At 45.8% G+C, this 15,694-nt stretch carries 14 protein-coding genes and 1 tRNA gene; 7 read left to right on the top strand and 8 right to left on the bottom strand.

Annotation, left to right across the window (positions count from 1 at the left end; genetic code table 11):
* Positions 1-1,152 carry a succinyl-diaminopimelate desuccinylase gene (dapE, locus tag KIH43_RS00720; RefSeq protein ID WP_297716730.1) on the top strand — a complete coding sequence of 384 codons (1,152 nt, stop codon included), beginning with the start codon at positions 1-3 and terminating at the stop codon, positions 1,150-1,152.
* Positions 1,153-1,204: 52 nt separating this feature from the next.
* Positions 1,205-2,101: a 50S ribosomal protein L3 N(5)-glutamine methyltransferase gene (gene prmB / locus KIH43_RS00715; RefSeq protein ID WP_297716728.1), complete on the top strand. Its 897-nt coding sequence runs from the start codon at positions 1,205-1,207 to the stop codon at positions 2,099-2,101.
* Positions 2,102-2,116: 15 nt separating this feature from the next.
* Here prmB and radA read toward each other — a convergent pair whose 3' ends face one another.
* Genes radA through KIH43_RS00700 form a run of 3 tightly spaced genes read right to left on the bottom strand, consistent with a single transcriptional unit; the run spans position 2,117 to position 5,861 of the window.
* Positions 2,117-3,481, bottom strand: coding sequence for a DNA repair protein RadA (gene radA / locus KIH43_RS00710; RefSeq protein WP_297716726.1), 1,365 nt, complete (start codon positions 3,479-3,481; stop codon positions 2,117-2,119).
* A 32-nt stretch (positions 3,482-3,513) separates the two neighbouring features.
* Entirely contained in the window at positions 3,514-4,023 is a 510-nt protein-coding gene (locus KIH43_RS00705) for a hypothetical protein (protein WP_297716725.1), read from the bottom strand.
* Positions 4,020-5,861, bottom strand: a complete 1,842-nt coding sequence (locus KIH43_RS00700) for a potassium transporter Kup (protein WP_296968405.1) — start codon at positions 5,859-5,861, stop codon at positions 4,020-4,022. The genes KIH43_RS00705 and KIH43_RS00700 overlap by 4 nt, the downstream gene beginning before the upstream one ends.
* 254 nt (positions 5,862-6,115) lie before the next feature.
* On the opposite strand from KIH43_RS00700, the gene KIH43_RS00695 reads away from it, so the two are divergent.
* Positions 6,116-6,192 (top strand) — tRNA-Met (locus tag KIH43_RS00695).
* A gap of 130 nt (positions 6,193-6,322) precedes the next feature.
* On the opposite strand, the gene KIH43_RS00690 is transcribed toward KIH43_RS00695, so the two are convergent.
* The 3 genes from KIH43_RS00690 to KIH43_RS00680 are packed head-to-tail and all read right to left on the bottom strand — an operon-like array spanning position 6,323 to position 9,103.
* Positions 6,323-7,147 (bottom strand): TatD family hydrolase, encoded by an 825-nt coding sequence (locus KIH43_RS00690; RefSeq protein WP_297716723.1) that lies wholly within the window; start codon positions 7,145-7,147, stop codon positions 6,323-6,325.
* Positions 7,148-7,167: 20 nt separating this feature from the next.
* Complete coding sequence (locus KIH43_RS00685; RefSeq protein ID WP_297716721.1) at positions 7,168-7,851, bottom strand: ABC transporter ATP-binding protein; 684 nt, start codon at positions 7,849-7,851, stop codon at positions 7,168-7,170.
* Positions 7,844-9,103, bottom strand: a complete 1,260-nt coding sequence (locus KIH43_RS00680) for a lipoprotein-releasing ABC transporter permease subunit (RefSeq protein WP_297716801.1) — start codon at positions 9,101-9,103, stop codon at positions 7,844-7,846. Before KIH43_RS00680 ends, KIH43_RS00685 begins: the two co-directional genes overlap by 8 nt.
* 49 nt (positions 9,104-9,152) lie before the next feature.
* Here KIH43_RS00680 and KIH43_RS00675 point away from each other — a divergent pair, with 49 nt between their 5' ends.
* The 4 genes from KIH43_RS00675 to lysS all read left to right on the top strand — a co-directional run bounded on the left by KIH43_RS00675 (position 9,153) and on the right by lysS (position 14,603).
* Positions 9,153-10,142 (top strand): hypothetical protein, encoded by a 990-nt coding sequence (locus KIH43_RS00675; protein WP_297716719.1) that lies wholly within the window; start codon positions 9,153-9,155, stop codon positions 10,140-10,142.
* Complete coding sequence (gene recJ / locus KIH43_RS00670) at positions 10,139-11,902, top strand: single-stranded-DNA-specific exonuclease RecJ (protein WP_297716717.1); 1,764 nt, start codon at positions 10,139-10,141, stop codon at positions 11,900-11,902. Before KIH43_RS00675 ends, recJ begins: the two co-directional genes overlap by 4 nt.
* Positions 11,903-11,942: 40 nt before the next feature.
* Positions 11,943-13,047 (top strand): peptide chain release factor 2 gene (gene prfB / locus KIH43_RS00665; protein ID WP_297716716.1). Its coding sequence is split into 2 segments (ribosomal slippage): positions 11,943-12,014 and positions 12,016-13,047, totalling 1,104 coding nucleotides; the frame shifts between segments, so codons are not numbered across the junction.
* An 11-nt stretch (positions 13,048-13,058) separates the two neighbouring features.
* A complete protein-coding gene (gene lysS / locus KIH43_RS00660; RefSeq protein WP_297716714.1) occupies positions 13,059-14,603 on the top strand; it encodes a lysine--tRNA ligase in 1,545 nt (514 codons plus the stop codon).
* A 74-nt stretch (positions 14,604-14,677) separates the two neighbouring features.
* On the opposite strand, the gene KIH43_RS00655 is transcribed toward lysS, so the two are convergent.
* Positions 14,678-15,127 (bottom strand): OsmC family protein, encoded by a 450-nt coding sequence (locus tag KIH43_RS00655; protein WP_296968353.1) that lies wholly within the window; start codon positions 15,125-15,127, stop codon positions 14,678-14,680.
* A 41-nt stretch (positions 15,128-15,168) separates the two neighbouring features.
* Positions 15,169-15,549 (bottom strand): rhodanese-like domain-containing protein, encoded by a 381-nt coding sequence (locus KIH43_RS00650; RefSeq protein WP_296968355.1) that lies wholly within the window; start codon positions 15,547-15,549, stop codon positions 15,169-15,171.
* Between the last annotated feature and the right edge of the window lie 145 nt (positions 15,550-15,694).

The following is a 15,694-nucleotide window of genomic DNA, read 5'->3' as shown; positions in this document are numbered from 1 at the left end:
ATGAGCGCCACCCTCGAGCTGACTGAAGCCCTTATTGCTTGTCAATCGGTTACACCTGCCGATGATGGTTGCCAAGATCTCATTGCAGAACGGCTTCAAGCACTCGGCTTTCATACCGAAAGCGTTATTAGCGGCCCCGACAATTTCCAAGTTAGAAATCTATGGGCCATCAAAAAAGGGCAAGCGGGCGATCAAGGCAAAGTACTCCTATTTGCGGGACATACCGACGTTGTGCCAACGGGCCCAGTAGAAAAGTGGACCAGCAATCCATTTACTCCCACGATCCGCGATGGGATGCTTTATGGTCGTGGCGCTGCAGATATGAAAACATCTTTAGCAGGCTTTGTTGTGGCTACAGAAGAATTTATTGCAGCCCATCCAAATCATGCTGGCTCTATTGCCTTTCTCATCACTAGCGATGAAGAGGGTCCGGCCAATGATGGCACAGTCATCATGTGCGACCGCTTGCAAAAACATGGTCAACGTCTTGATTACTGCGTCATTGGTGAACCTACATCAGTTAACCAATTGGGCGACATGATTAAGAATGGTCGTCGTGGTTCGCTATCTGGCAAAGTAAGGATCAAAGGAATTCAGGCCCACATTGCCTACCCTCATCTTGGGAAGAACCCCATTCATCTTTCTGCACCAGCTATCACAGCACTGGTTGAAACTGAATGGGACAAAGGAAATGAATATTTTCAGCCCACTAGCTTTCAAATCTCAAACGTTCATGCCGGCACTGGTGCCAATAATGTGATCCCAGGTGAACTCGTCATCGACTTTAATTTCCGCTTTTCAACAGAGAGCAAGCCAGAACAGTTACGCGAACGTCTCGAAACCATTCTGAAAAATGCTGGTTTAGATTTTGAAATTGATTGGGTGCTTGGCGGCAGCCCTTTTATTACCGGCGATGGAAATCTCGCAGGCGCTCTTCGCAAAGCCATTAAGGCTGAAACCCAAGTGGATACTGAGCTATCTACCACTGGAGGTACTAGTGATGGGCGTTTCATAGCCAAGATTTGTAAAGAAGTCGTTGAATTTGGGCCAATCAACGCCACCAGCCATAAGATTGATGAATGCGTCAATGTTGACGATGTTGAGCCACTCAAAAATATTTACCGCAGAACTCTTGAGCAACTCATTGCTTGAACGCCAGACTATCGGCCCATTTACTACTATTTCTTAACATATCCCATCACTAATGGATCCTGATCCTTCTCCATCGTTGACTGTTAACGAGTGCATTGAACAGATTGCACAAAAATTAAATGCCGCCCATTTGCATTTTGGTCATGGTGCGATTGATGCAAACAGTGAAGCGCTTTGGATCGTCAGCAAGCAACTTGATTTAAGTCCAGCAGAAGCACTCGATTATTTAGAGCAAGTTTTATCGTCTGATCAATATCGCAATGCCCTTGCAGTAACGGAGCAAAGAATTGCTACACGCAAACCTTTGGCTTACATCTTAGGTGAAGCTTGGTTGATGGGCGTGCCGTTTTACTGCAGCGAGCAAAGCATTGTTCCTCGCTCTTGGATTGCCGAGCTTATTGTGGATGGCTCACTTGAGCCGTGGTTGCCCGCAGACGGGAATGTTCTCGATCTCTGTACCGGTAATGGCTCACTCGCAGTATTGCTGGCCTTATCCTGCCCGGATATCCATGTAAGTGCTTGCGATATCAGTCTACCCGCCCTTTCTGTAGCCGCAAGAAACGTTGATCGTCATGGCCTTGGTTCTCAAATAGAGCTTTTAGATGGTGACCTGTGGGAAGCCTTGCCTGAACCTAATGAAGACAATCTATTTGATCTCATTATCTGCAACCCTCCCTATGTAAATGCGTCTTCTATGAATGAGCTTCCAGCGGAATATCGTGCAGAACCCGACCTCGCTCTTGCAGGTGGAGATGATGGCATGGACATTATTCGTAGAATCATTGCTCTAGCACCCGATTACCTTTCTGAGCGTGGCGCACTTCTTCTAGAGATTGGCAATGAATTTGAAAACTTTAAGAAAGCGTTTCCACAAATTCCCGTTATCTGGATGGAAGTTTCTGCAGGCGATGAACAGGTTTTATTAATACAAGCAGAAGACTTGCGTTAATTCCGCTATATTGATTTAGCTGAGCTCGGCGGCAGCTGCAATGGCTTGATCAATTCGCTCTACGGGAATGACTTTAAGACCTGGGATTTTGGTTTTAGGCATATTCGCTTTAGGAATAATGGCCACAGTAAAGCCTAACTTGGCAGCCTCTTTCAAACGTTCTTGACCCCGTGGACATGGCCGAATTTCGCCAGCCAAACCCACTTCACCAAACACAATCAATTCTTTGGGTAACGCGCGATTACGAATGGAAGACTGTATCGCTAGCAATACCGCCAAATCAGCTGCTGGCTCAGAAATCTTGACGCCACCCACCGCATTTAAAAATACATCCTGATCAAAGCAAGCTACTCCAGCATGGCGATGCAATACCGCTAACAGCATAGCCAAGCGTGCTTGTTCAAGGCCAACAGCCAAACGACGAGGATTGGGTACATGGGCTGTATCAACTAAAGCTTGGATCTCCACTAAGAGCGGTCTACTGCCTTCTTGAGTCACCAGTACACATGCGCCTGGAACCATTTGCTCATGTTGCGATAAAAAGATTGCGGAGGGATTAGTAACGCCACGCAAACCCTTTTCGGTCATTGCAAATACACCAAGCTCATTGACAGCACCAAAACGGTTCTTGATTGAGCGCACCAATCTAAATGATGAATGTGTATCGCCCTCAAAATACAAGACGGTATCGACAATATGCTCTAAAACTCGTGGACCGGCTAAATGCCCGTCTTTAGTCACATGACCTACCATCAGAACACAAATACCACTTGCTTTTGCTGCCCTTGTTAATTGAGCAGCACACTCACGCACTTGCGCTACTGATCCAGGCGCAGAACTCAAAACCTCAGAATATAAAGTCTGAATCGAATCAACGACCAATACCTGCGGCTTGACGGTATCCATGATCGAAATGAGTTTTTCTAACTGAATCTCTGCCAATACTTCTAATTGAGGCGCGTCTAATGCGATACGCTTTGCGCGCAAAGCAATTTGCGCAGCTGATTCTTCGCCACTACTGTAGAGCACCTTCATCCCTGAATTACTCATTTGCGCTAAAGCTTGCAACAAAAGAGTGGATTTACCGATTCCTGGATCACCGCCTAGTAGAACAACTCCACCAGGCACTAAACCACCCCCTAAGACACGATCAAATTCTTCTACACCCGTACTAAAGCGCGGCAAATCTTCCGCAGCAATTGCAGAAAGTTTTTGTCTTGGCAATGACTGAGCAAGCCCCTGAAAGCGTGATTGAGAAGTAGTTTCTGGCAACCCCTCTTCCATAGTATTCCACGCCTGACATGATGGACACTGACCCTGCCATTTTGCAGAGGTGCCACCACAAGATTGACAGATATAAATCGTTTTAACTTTGGCCAAGAGATACTCAGTTTTAGAAAGATGGGGTTATGTTAATCAAGCTGCGTACCAGCTTTATTTTCTTGAGCACGTTTCGGAGCATCTTTACGGCGCTGCTCAAGATCTGCTGCCCTTGCAGCTGCAGCTTTTTGCTTCTCTTCGAATTGACGCTGATTATCAGCACGCTCAACTGCTTTGAGCGGTGATGCACGCTCGGCCGCGCGCCGTTGATCTTCTTGATCTTTAATGCTCTTGCGCAGAATGCGTTGCGCCTCGCGCAAAGCAACTTCTTGCTCGCGGATAGGATCAAGCTCTTCTCTGTAGCTGGCTCGCGCATCATTTAGGCAGTAATTAACCCAGAAATCTTTGTAGCACTCAAAGGATGCTTTTTCCCAGCGGTAAGTAACCCACTCCCGCTGAATTTCTAATTGCTTTTCTATAGCATTGAGCTGTTCTAATTCAGCCTCTTCTTCTGGAGTTGCTAAAACAAGTCCGCTGCAGGTGCTAAATAATAGAAAAATTCCAACTGCGATTTTGGAATGTAATGGGAAGTGCCTACTCAAATTTCCACCTTCGCGCCCAACTCGACAATTCTGTTTGCCGGAATCTTAAAGAAATTAGATTGACGACCAGCATTCTGATACATCCAGCAAAATAATCTCTCCCGCCACAGAGCCATGCCAGGGATGGCTGATGGCACGATGGTATCGCGTGATAAAAAGAAAGAGGTGTTCATCATGTCGAACTTCATATTGAAGTGTGTCTCAATCAGATGAATGATGGTACCCATGTCTGGGGTTTCTTTAAATCCATAAATTGCCCTCACCACAAAAATATTGCCACCCAAGTCTTTTAGCGTGATTCGATCCTCATCATTGACATAGGGTACATCCCAAATACTAACCTTCAGAAAAAATACTCTTTCATGTAATACATGATTGTGTTTAAGGTTATGTAAAAACGAGACAGGCAAATAATCAACGTGTGCAGTTAGGAAAATTGCCGTACCTTCAACTCGATGAGGGGGATGTTGCAAAAGCGCGCTAATAAAACTACTTAATTGGATACCCTCTTCCATTGCGCGCTGACGCAAAATTTGCCGACCCCGATACCAAGTAATCAAACACGTAAAGCAAAGCAATCCGAGTGCAAGCGGGTACCAGCCGCCGTCTTTAACCTTAATTAAATTAGCCGTCCAAAACGCAAAATCCACCAAGAAAAAAGAGGCGGTGATGACTGAAACCAGCACCAGATTCATCTTCCACTCTCGGAACATGACCACTGCCAACAGAATGGTTGTAATTAACATCGTTGAGGTCACAGAAATGCCGTATGCAGCAGCAAGATTGACTGACTCTCTAAATTCAATGATAGTCACCACCACCATGAATAAGAGCGCCCAATTGACCAATGGAATATAAATTTGTCCCTGCTCAGAGTCGGATGTATGCAGGATATTCATGCGGGGCATAAAGCCAAGCAAGATGGCTTGACTGACCAAAGAATATGCACCAGAAATAACTGCTTGTGATGCAATCACAGTGGCAGCGGTTGCTAAGCCTACTGTTGGCCACAAAGCCCACTCTGGAACCATTAAATAGAATGGATTCTTGATTGCTTCAGGGTTTGAAAGCACCAGGGCGCCCTGACCTAAATAGTTAATCAGCAAACTTGGTAAGACAACTAATAACCAAGCGTATCGGACAGGTGTGCGGCCAAAATGGCCCATATCCAAATAAAGCGCCTCAACCCCAGTAACAACCAATACAACCGCACCCATCACAATGTAAGCAGTTGTCGGATGAAGTGCGACAAAATCAATAGCATACAAAGGATTAAAGGCTGCAATAATTTCCGGAGCATCTCCGATGTTGATAATTCCCAGCGCCGCCAAAGTGATAAACCATGCAAGCGTAATTGGCCCAAACAACTTTCCTACCGCCGCAGTTCCGTATTTCTGGATTAGAAATAATGCAACCAGAATAATGAGTGAAATAGGAATAATGAATTTATGCAAACCGGGCGTCGCAATCTCGATACCTTCTACAGCGGATAGAACTGAAATTGCCGGAGTAATAACAGACTCACCTAAGAGCATGCATGCGCCAAGCATGCCCATGGTCATAAAAAAGAAATAGCCTTTTGATTTGCTATCGAAAGAACGCAGCGCCAACGCCATCAGAGAAAGAACACCGCCCTCCCCTTTGTTATCCGCGCGCATCACGAATAAAACGTATTTGACTGTAACCACCAATATCAATGCCCAGATCATCATTGAGATCACGCCATATAAAGCCTCTGGTGTATAGGCAATACCGTGGTGAGGGTCAAAACACTCTTTAAGAGCGTACAAAGGACTCGTGCCAATATCGCCAAACACAACACCAATGGCAGCAAGCATCATGACCGCAAGGCTTTTCTTGTGCTCCCCACCAGGACCGCTTACCTGAACTGGGTTTAAAAGCGTTGAACTAGAAAACTCTGGATTACTAATTGACATCTCATAACCTTAAGGTGATGTTGCGTGGCAATATGTTACTCCTTCTAAAGGGCGCTCAAAATTGAAATTTCTGGTCAAAAACCGCTTATTTATGCGATTTAGAGCGGAATACCTCGACATTGCAGTGCAAAAAATGGTAGAATTTCAGCTTCAGACGCGGGGTGGAGCAGTCTGGCAGCTCGTCGGGCTCATAACCCGAAGGTCGTAGGTTCAAATCCTGCCCCCGCAACCAAGATTTTTGTACTAAGCCCTTAATTTTTAAGGGCTTTTTACTTTTGAGCACTTGGTTGGGCAGCGGTGTGTAGCGAATTTAAACCCCCTAGGGCTTCTTTCTTATGAGCCCACTGCTCTAACCAACTGAGCTATTTGAGAGTTAAACCAGCACATAAATCCGACCATCGTGGCAATACCTGCATTGCGTTTTGCCATACAACAGTGGCAAATTGCTCAGCGGATACACCCCGAATCACTGCTAACTCTTTAGCAATTCTGGCAACAAATGCAGGCTCGTTGAATTTCACCCCCTCTTGCTTTAACCAAGCCGGGGGAATATCGGGTGAGTCAGTCTCGGTAACGATACTATCGAATGGCAGATCCACTAATAGTCTTCGAATTTGTAGCGCACGCTCATAAGTAGCTGCACCGCCAAAACCTAATTTAAAGCCCAATTGAATAAATTGTTCTGCCTGTTGAAAACTTCCATTAAAAGCATGTGCAATTCCCCCGGTAAGTTTGCGCCGCCTAAGAGCTTTCAAAATGGCATCCTGAGAGCGACGCACATGCAGAATCACTGGTAATTGGTATTTTTGTGCAAGGTCTAATTGAGTGTGAAAGATATATGCTTGCCGTTGAGGATCTAAGCCTTCAACAAAGTAATCTAAACCAATCTCCCCAATGCCAATAAATCTTGGATCAGTGAGTGATTCCTCAATTTGTTTATCTAAAATTGCTAGATCTTGTTCGCTTTCTTGATTGGTATACAGCGGATGAATTCCTAATGTATATGCCAAACCTGGAATCTCTTTGCTAAATTGAGATGCAATACTTTTGACATTTTGAAAATCTGCTGCTTTGACCGCTGGCAACAAAATTGCCTGGACATTCTTTATCTTTGCGGCCGCAACGATTTTTGGTAGTTGGCCTGCAAACTCAGGTGCATCTAAGTGACAGTGAGTATCTATCCACATAGGATGTGCATCCTTAGCAATCACTCTGAAAATGTCTTGAGCACTCCACGTTCTAAGTGCAAGATACGGTCACAACGTTTTGCGCGCACAGGATCATGCGTCACAATCACAAAAGCTGTACCTTGTTCCCTAGCAATATTTAGCATCAAATCAAAGACAACGTCTGCAGTCTCTGTGTCTAAGTTACCTGTAGGCTCATCTGCTAGAACGCAGGCGGGATTTCCAACCAAAGCTCTTGCAACGGCTACCCGTTGGCGCTCCCCACCGGACAATTCGGCTGGAGTATGCAACTCACGCTTAGCTAGACCAACCGCTTTGAGCATATGGCTTGCCTTCTCCATAGATTCATCATTGCTCAATCCACGTATACGTAATAACAGAGCAACATTTTCAACTGCGGTGAGTTCATCCAAAAGATGATGAAATTGATATATGAAGCCTAATCGTTGATTCCGCATCCGATCTAACTTCGCCACGGACAACTGGTTGATATTGGCACCATCCAAGAAAACGGAACCTGCGCTTGGGGTATCAAGACCGCCCAAGAGATGCAGCAAGGTACTTTTCCCCGAACCAGAAGCTCCGACAATGGCTACTTTTTCAGAGGGAGCAACTTCAAGATCTACCGATTTCAGCACCTCAACTGCTGTTGTGCCTAGTCCGTAGGTTTTTGCTAGTCCTTTGCTAATTAAAACCTTACTCATATCTGAGCGCCTCCGCAGGCTGCACCTTAGCTGCACGACGACTTGGGTACAAGGTGGCAAGAACAGATAAGCCAAACGCCATTAGCCCAACCGTAAGCACATCGCCCGCCCTTACATCTGAAGGAAGTTCACTGATGAAATACACTTCGCGCGGCAAGAAACGCACTCGGAAAATTGCTTCAATCGTAGGAACAATGACATCAATATTTAGTGCTATGAGTAATCCGAGTGCTACCCCAGCCAAAGAACCTAACAAGCCTATTGCTAGACCTTGCACAAGAAAAATTCTCTGAATCATGCCAGGGCTTGCACCCATCGTTCTTAAGATGGCAATATCAGCTTGTTTTTCATTCACCGTCATGACTAAGGTCGATACCAAATTAAAAGCGGCGACTGCAATAATTAAAGTCAAAATGATGAACATCATTTTCTTTTCAGTTTGAACTGCCGCAAACCAATTTCGATTAGTACGTGACCAATCTGTAACCCATAAAGCCTGGGGAACTACAGTTGCTAATTCATTTGCTATATCAGGAGCACGCTGCATATCATCCACCTTAACGCGTAAACCGGATGGGTCATGCAAGCGCAATAAAGCCGCAGCGTCTTTCCAATGCATGATGGCCAGAGAGCTGTCATATTCATAATGGCCGCTATCGACAATACCAACCACTTGCAGTGTGCGCATTCTAGGCATTGAGCCTGCAGGCGTTAAATCACTTTCAGGAACGATTAAATTAATCCTGTCTCCCATGCGAGCACCAACAATGGAAGCAAGTTGTGCGCCTAGGGCTACACCAAAAGCACCCGGCTTGAGATCATCAATATTGCCCGATACAAATTGCTTGGGTAGGTCTGATACCTTGCCTTCATCCGCAGGTGAGACACCACGAATAGCCACACCACGCATGACATTCTCGCGGGTAAGCAAACCTTGTGAACTGACTATTGGGGAAACACCGATAACATGAGGTTGTGTAGCCACTTTGGCAGCAAGAGACTCCCAATTTGCTAAACCCTCTGGAGAGGTGATCTCGACATGGGAAAGCACGGAAAGCATGCGATCGCGAACTTCTTTCTGAAAGCCGTTCATAACGGATAAAACTACAATCAGAGAAGCTACGCCCAGGGCTATGCCAGCAGTCGAGATTCCTGAGATGAAGGAAAGAAAGCCATCTCGCTTGCCGACGGCCTTACGCCGCTTAGAGCGGGTATAGCGCAGGCCAATCTCTAGTTCGATGGGAAGTCTCAACATGGCTACAGTTTAGACAATTGCTAAGACAAGCCGGTGGAATATTCAAATGCCACCTAAAATTAGGGAAATGCAATCCAACCCAAGCACCCCCCTAGTCTCCACTGGCAATATCCGGCGCCTAACCCTGATGCTATCTGGCGAGGATGCATTGGATGCCGCAGATTTTGGAGATAAGCCATCTAAAGGCCTGCCCCATGAGCGATATTTACTGGGCGAGCTGGTTCCAAGCGCCCCTATTCTGCTGTTGAGTCAAACCAATATATCGTTTGATCCCAATGAATCCATCGCATGCCTTCAGCCTGTTCATCTGCATGCTACGCGTGACCACCTCATTTTGATGGGTCAAAATCAGATTGATCTGACAGAGAATGAATCATCCAAACTTCTTCGATCTGCGCTGCCACTAATAGAAGAGGATTTTCATCATCCCGTTTTATTTCACAACAAACAGTTCTGGTTTTTACCGGCTGGTCCATTTACCAGCCTTGCAACTTACAGTGTGGATCAAGCCCATGGTCGCAATATTGATTGGTGGATGCCCCGTGATTCACAAGAAGAAGGTATTGCGAAACGCTGGCGTAAATTACAAAATGAAATTCAAATGCTTTGGCATATTGATCCGGTCAATGAAGCGCGAGAACAACATGGCATGCCAAGTATCAACTCTATATGGATCAGCGGTATTGGCAAACTGAGCGATGTCAACCCGCCAGAGCCGCTCAAGCAGTCAACACATTGCTACGGCGACCATCCTTTACTTGCAGGTCTAGCAAAACTTTTAGGCATTTCATATAGCCCGAACCGACCGAATGAAAATCTTGCTGGCGCATTTGTGTGGTCCAATCAACCAGAATTGTTCTGGCCTAAGATCTGCGCATCCTTTACACATCATCAAATAGATGAATTGATGCTGATCGATTTTCCCAATGGAAAGTTGCGTGAGCGGATATTTAGCGCAAAAGATATATACAAAAAATCATGGGCATTCTGGAAAACAAAAGAGCTGCTCCCTTGGAGTGAAGTGGTTTCTAAATGAGCCTGTTTTCACAACGTCCGTTTTCCGAACGAACTGCAATCTGGTTGCAGCAAAGTGGCTTACATCCACTGTTGGCAAGGTTATACGCTGCGCGCGGTCTTGAATCGCCTGACGAACTACCGCTGGAATTAAAACATCTACTCTCTCCAACCGAACTCAAAAATTGTCTTAGCACTGCATATCTGCTTGCCGATATTCTGGAGAAAAAAGAGTCCATGCTGATCGTTGCAGATTACGACTGCGATGGGGCTACAGCCTGCACCGTAGGATTGCGAGGGCTAAAAATGTTGGGGGGTATTGATACGCCCATACAGTTTCTGGTGCCAAATCGCTTTACGATGGGTTATGGTCTCACCCCTGAGGTAGTTGAGCTTGCTGCACAACAAAACCCTAAGCCCAAGTACCTCATTACCGTTGATAACGGGATAGCGAGTGAAGCTGGTGTAGATCGCGCGCGTGAATTAGGCATGGAAGTGATTGTGACTGACCACCATCTTCCCGGTGATCGGTTACCAAAAGCAGCTGCAATTGTGAATCCCAATCAACCTGGCTGTACTTTTTCAAGTAAAGCATTAGCAGGTGTTGGGGTCATGTTTTATGTTTTAGTAGCCTTGCGTGCAGAGCTACGCAAACGCGGTAAGTTCACGAATGAAACTCAGCCTAAAGTAGAAAATCTTTTGGATCTTGTCGCCCTAGGCACCGTTGCTGACGTTGCACACCTTGATCGCAATAATCGCATTCTGGTTGCCAATGGATTAAAACGCATTCGCGCGGGCATTGCTCAACCTGGCATACAAGCATTGTTTCAGGTCGCCGGACGCGATCCTCGTAAGGCAAATAGCTTTGATCTTGGATTTGCAATCGGTCCTAGACTCAATGCTGCTGGGCGTTTGGCGGATATGACGCTGGGTATTCGACTACTACTTACAGATCACCCTGATGAGGCTATGGCATTAGCCCAAGAGCTTGATCGCATTAACCGTGAACGGCGTGTCATCGAAACAGGAATGCAAGAGACAGCATTAGCAAACCTCTCAGAAGAACAGCTCTCAGGAACTATCGCGCAACGCAATAGCATTTGCCTCTGGCATCCTGAATGGCATCAAGGTGTTGTTGGTATTGTGGCCTCGCGCTTAAAAGAACGTTTTAATCGCCCTGCCATTGTTTTTGCACCCGATGGGAATACTGGTGAAGAATTACGAGGTTCGGGTAGATCACTAACGGGCTTTCATTTGCGTGATGCGCTCGATATGGTCTCTAAGCGCGAGCCTGGCCTTATCCTAAAATTTGGCGGACATGCGATGGCTGCAGGACTCACCATACGTAAAGATGATTTTGCAAAGTTTGATCGCTGCTTTCAGGAAGTGGCTGATAGTTTGCTAACCGATGACATTCTCGAGCGTCGCCACCCCCATGATGGCGCACTCCTCCCTTCGGAATTTACCCCCGAAATTGGTGATTTACTCGCAGAAGAAATCTGGGGGCAAGGCTTTCCTCAGCCGGTGTTTTATGGAGAGTTTGAGATCATCTCGCAGAGCTTGATGAAAGAAAAGCATCTTCGTCTGATGGTTCGCCCCATGACTGAGAGTGCCTCGTCCAATACAAATGGAGCGCCGCTAACCGCTGTATGGTTTAACCGCACACAGAGCCTACCAGCGACAGCCAAACTTGCTTACCGCTTGGTAACCGATCGCTATCAAGGTCAAGCCCGAGTACAGCTGATGATTGAGGCGCACGACGAAAGCTCAGTAGCTGGCTAGTTCCCAGAAGCGCCCCCTATAACCCCCTTATAATTAGGGGATGGAAGCCGAACAACTAAATACCATTTCAAATACCTTGTCTGATCTGCTCAATCGTGAGCAAGCTCTACGGGGGTATCTTTGACTTCGAAGTAAAGTCACGCCGCCTTACTGAAGTCAATTCAATCCTAGAAGATCCCACCATTTGGGATGATCAAAAAAAAGCACAAGCATTGGGCAAAGAAAAGAAATTGCTCGATGGTGTTGTCGCAACCCTCACCGACTTAAACAACAACATCACAGGAGCAATCGAGCTCTTTGATATGGCAAAAGAAGAAGGTGATTTTGAAACGATTGCCGCCATCGAACAAGATGTTGAGGGTTACAGCAAAGTCATTAATGATCTTGAATTTCGTCGTATGTTCCATAACGAAATGGATTCATGGAACTGTTTTATTGAAATTCAAGCGGGTGCTGGGGGCACTGAGGCATGGGATTGGGACAGCATGCTCTATCGCCAATATCTCAAATATTGCGAGAGCAAAGGCTATAAAACTGAAATACTAGAAGAGTCTGATGGGGATGTAGCTGGCATTAAAAGCGCAACCATTAAGGTCGATGGTGAATATGCTTATGGACATCTGCGCTCAGAAACAGGTGTTCACCGTTTAGTGCGTAAGTCACCATTTGACTCCTCCAATGGACGCCACACCTCCTTTGCCTCAATCTATGTCTATCCTGAGATTGATGACTCGATTGAGATTGAAGTCAATCCCGCCGATATTCGTACTGACACCTACCGCGCCTCTGGGGCTGGCGGTCAGCACATCAATAAAACTGACTCTGCTGTGCGCTTAACCCATATACCAACAGGAATTGTGGTGCAGTGTCAAAATGACCGTAGCCAGCATCGTAATCGCGCTGAGGCAATGAGTATGCTCAAGTCAAGACTCTATGAGCATGAAATGCAAAAACGCCGTGCTGAGCAAGATAAATTAGAAGCAAGCAAAACCGATGTGGGCTGGGGTCATCAAATCCGCTCTTATGTTTTGGATCAAAGCCGTATTAAAGATTTACGTACTAACGTTGAGATTTCTAATACCCAAAAAGTATTGGACGGCGATCTCGATGCATTTATTGAAGCTAGCCTGAAACAAGGTGTTTAATTTTTACTAATATGAACGATAAAACGAATTTGCCCCCAGTTACCGAAGCAGTTGATGAAAATCACATCATTGCTGAGCGTCGTGAAAAGCTTGCCAAGCTTCGTCAAAACGGAGTTGCTTTTCCAAACGATTTTGTACCGACCCATTTAGCTGCTGACCTCCATGCCCACTATGACGGCCTGACAAAAGAAGAGCTAGCTACCAAAAAGATTCATGTCAAAGTCGCTGGACGCATGATTCTGAAACGCGTCATGGGAAAAGCCAGCTTTGCTACTATTCAAGATCGCAGTGGACAAATTCAGTTCTATATCAATGATGAGTTAACCGGCGCCGATACGCATAACGCCTTTAAACATTGGGATATGGGCGACTTTATCAGCGCAGAAGGCAACCTCTTTAAGACCAATAAGGGTGAGCTTTCAGTCGAATGCAGTAATTTGCGTTTACTCAGCAAATCACTACGCCCGCTACCTGATAAGTTCCATGGCCTTTCAGATTTGGAGACTAAATATCGTCAACGCTACGTTGATTTGATCGTCAATCCAGAAAGTCGTGAGACATTTAAAGCACGCAGCAAAGCCATCGCATCCCTGCGTCGCCACATGCTTGATGCGGACTTCATGGAAGTAGAGACACCAATGCTCCACCCGATCCCTGGCGGAGCCGCAGCTAAACCCTTCATCACACATCACAATGCACTAGATATGCAGATGTTCTTGCGTATTGCGCCAGAGCTCTATCTTAAGCGCTTGGTTGTTGGTGGTTTCGAGCGTGTTTTTGAAATCAACCGCAACTTCCGCAACGAAGGCGTGAGTCCGCGTCACAATCCAGAATTCACGATGATGGAGTTCTACGCAGCGTATACCGACTACCGTTGGTTAATGGATTTCACTGAAGGCTTAATTCGTGCGGCAGCAATCGATGCACAAGGCACTGCAGTATTAACCCATCAAGGTCGTGAACTCGATTTGAGCAAACCCTTCCAACGTTTGACGATCAATGAAGCGATCCTCAAGTATTGCGGTCATTCCGGCAAAAACTATGAGGCTGCTCAGTTAGAAGATGCTGCATTCATTCGTGCTGAATTGAAAAAAGGTGGCGAGAACCCAGACTCTCCAGCCCTCAAGAATGCTGGGATTGGCGCCTTGCAATTAGCTTTATTCGAATTGGTTGCTGAAGAGCACCTTTGGGAACCTACCTACATCATTGACTACCCTATTGAAGTTAGCCCTCTTGCTAGAGAATCGGACACACGACCTGGTATCACCGAACGCTTTGAACTATTCATTACCGGTCGCGAAATTGCCAACGGCTTCTCTGAATTAAATGATGCTGAAGATCAAGCCAATCGCTTCCGAAAGCAAGTCGAGCAAAAAGAAGCTGGCGATGAAGAAGCAATGTACTTTGACCATGACTTTATTCGCGCTCTGGAATATGGCATGCCTCCAACAGGCGGTTGCGGCATCGGCATCGATCGCTTAGTGATGCTTTTGACTGATGCGCCGAACATTCGTGATGTGATTCTGTTCCCGCATTTGCGTCGCGAGGAAGAGTAAGAAATACAGATTAAATGTAAGCGTTATATGGGATTGAAACCCATATAACGTCAACTGCATCACCTTAACTTCGGCTATTGTGGGTAAAGCTTCTTACCTTCTGAATCTACAACGGTGACATTCACAGGTATACCAAGACTGACACTGGAAGACACGGTGCAAAAGTCCTGAAATTGCGCCAAAACGCGCTCCAAATTTTCCAAAGTTGCGCCTGGTACCCCAATATGTATATCTACGAATATTGCCAGAATACGTAACCGGTTTTGTTCATTCCTACCAATTTCACAACGTGCTCTCGTTTCAATCGGCTCCGGATTTTGCTTAAATTTTCTCAATGCAAAAAGCAGAGAATCTGATAGGCAATTGGCGACTCCAGCCAAAAGAAACTGTGAGGGCGTTGCTCCTTCTGATTTCCCAAGGGGCGGTGGTTCATCACCATAAATAGGATCTCGCTCCTCGTTGTAATAAATAGCGAATTGATAATCCGCCCGCTGAACTAGTCTTACCGATGGCTCACCACTCACTAAATACTCCTTTAACTTGATCAAATAAATACAAAATCATATTACTCAAACTTAATCGATTCTGGTTTGACAATGTCATTTCCATTGGATAACCATGCATCAAAACCACCCGAAATGGATTGCACATGCAAATAACCCATGTCTTTTAGTGATTTTGCAGCTAAGGCTGCACGACCACTAGTTTTGCAATATAAAACTATTTTCAGATCACGGGCACTAAGGCTTGGATCATTGTCTAGCTTAAATTCCAAAAGGCCTCTTGGGATGTGTATTGCTCCTGGAATATGTCCATTAGCATATTCATCTGCCTCGCGCACATCAATAATGACATCTGCCTGTTGAATTGCCTCTGGCGCATCCGCAAGACCAACTTCAGCTATTACACCCTTAGCCTGAACCACCAAATCATGTGCTGTTTTCATGATTATTCCTCAATAAATATATTAATTAATATTATATTTAATAGTATATTAATAAACACGGGAAATCAAGGGCTGCACCTTTTGTATAACAGCATGTGGAAAGCGCCCCCTCATGCACAAAAGAAATTCAGTGCCTGCGTGAGCC

The sequence above is a fragment of the Polynucleobacter sp. genome (assembly GCF_018500155.2).
In the GTDB taxonomy this organism is placed as follows: domain Bacteria; phylum Pseudomonadota; class Gammaproteobacteria; order Burkholderiales; family Burkholderiaceae; genus Polynucleobacter.
This window is presented reverse-complemented; position numbering and strand designations above follow the sequence as displayed.

Coding starts and splice junctions, on each gene's coding strand:
- dapE (WP_297716730.1), top strand. CDS start 1: ATGAGCGCCACCCTCGAGCTGACTGAAGCCCTTATTGCTTGTCAATCG.
- prmB (WP_297716728.1), top strand. CDS start 1,205: ATGGATCCTGATCCTTCTCCATCGTTGACTGTTAACGAGTGCATTGAA.
- KIH43_RS00700 (WP_296968405.1), bottom strand. CDS start 5,861: ATGCTTGCTGCCATTGGTGTTGTGTTTGGCGATATTGGCACGAGTCCT.
- KIH43_RS00690 (WP_297716723.1), bottom strand. CDS start 7,147: ATGTGGATAGATACTCACTGTCACTTAGATGCACCTGAGTTTGCAGGC.
- KIH43_RS00685 (WP_297716721.1), bottom strand. CDS start 7,851: ATGAGTAAGGTTTTAATTAGCAAAGGACTAGCAAAAACCTACGGACTA.
- KIH43_RS00675 (WP_297716719.1), top strand. CDS start 9,153: ATGCCACCTAAAATTAGGGAAATGCAATCCAACCCAAGCACCCCCCTA.
- recJ (WP_297716717.1), top strand. CDS start 10,139: ATGAGCCTGTTTTCACAACGTCCGTTTTCCGAACGAACTGCAATCTGG.
- lysS (WP_297716714.1), top strand. CDS start 13,059: ATGAACGATAAAACGAATTTGCCCCCAGTTACCGAAGCAGTTGATGAA.
- KIH43_RS00650 (WP_296968355.1), bottom strand. CDS start 15,549: ATGAAAACAGCACATGATTTGGTGGTTCAGGCTAAGGGTGTAATAGCT.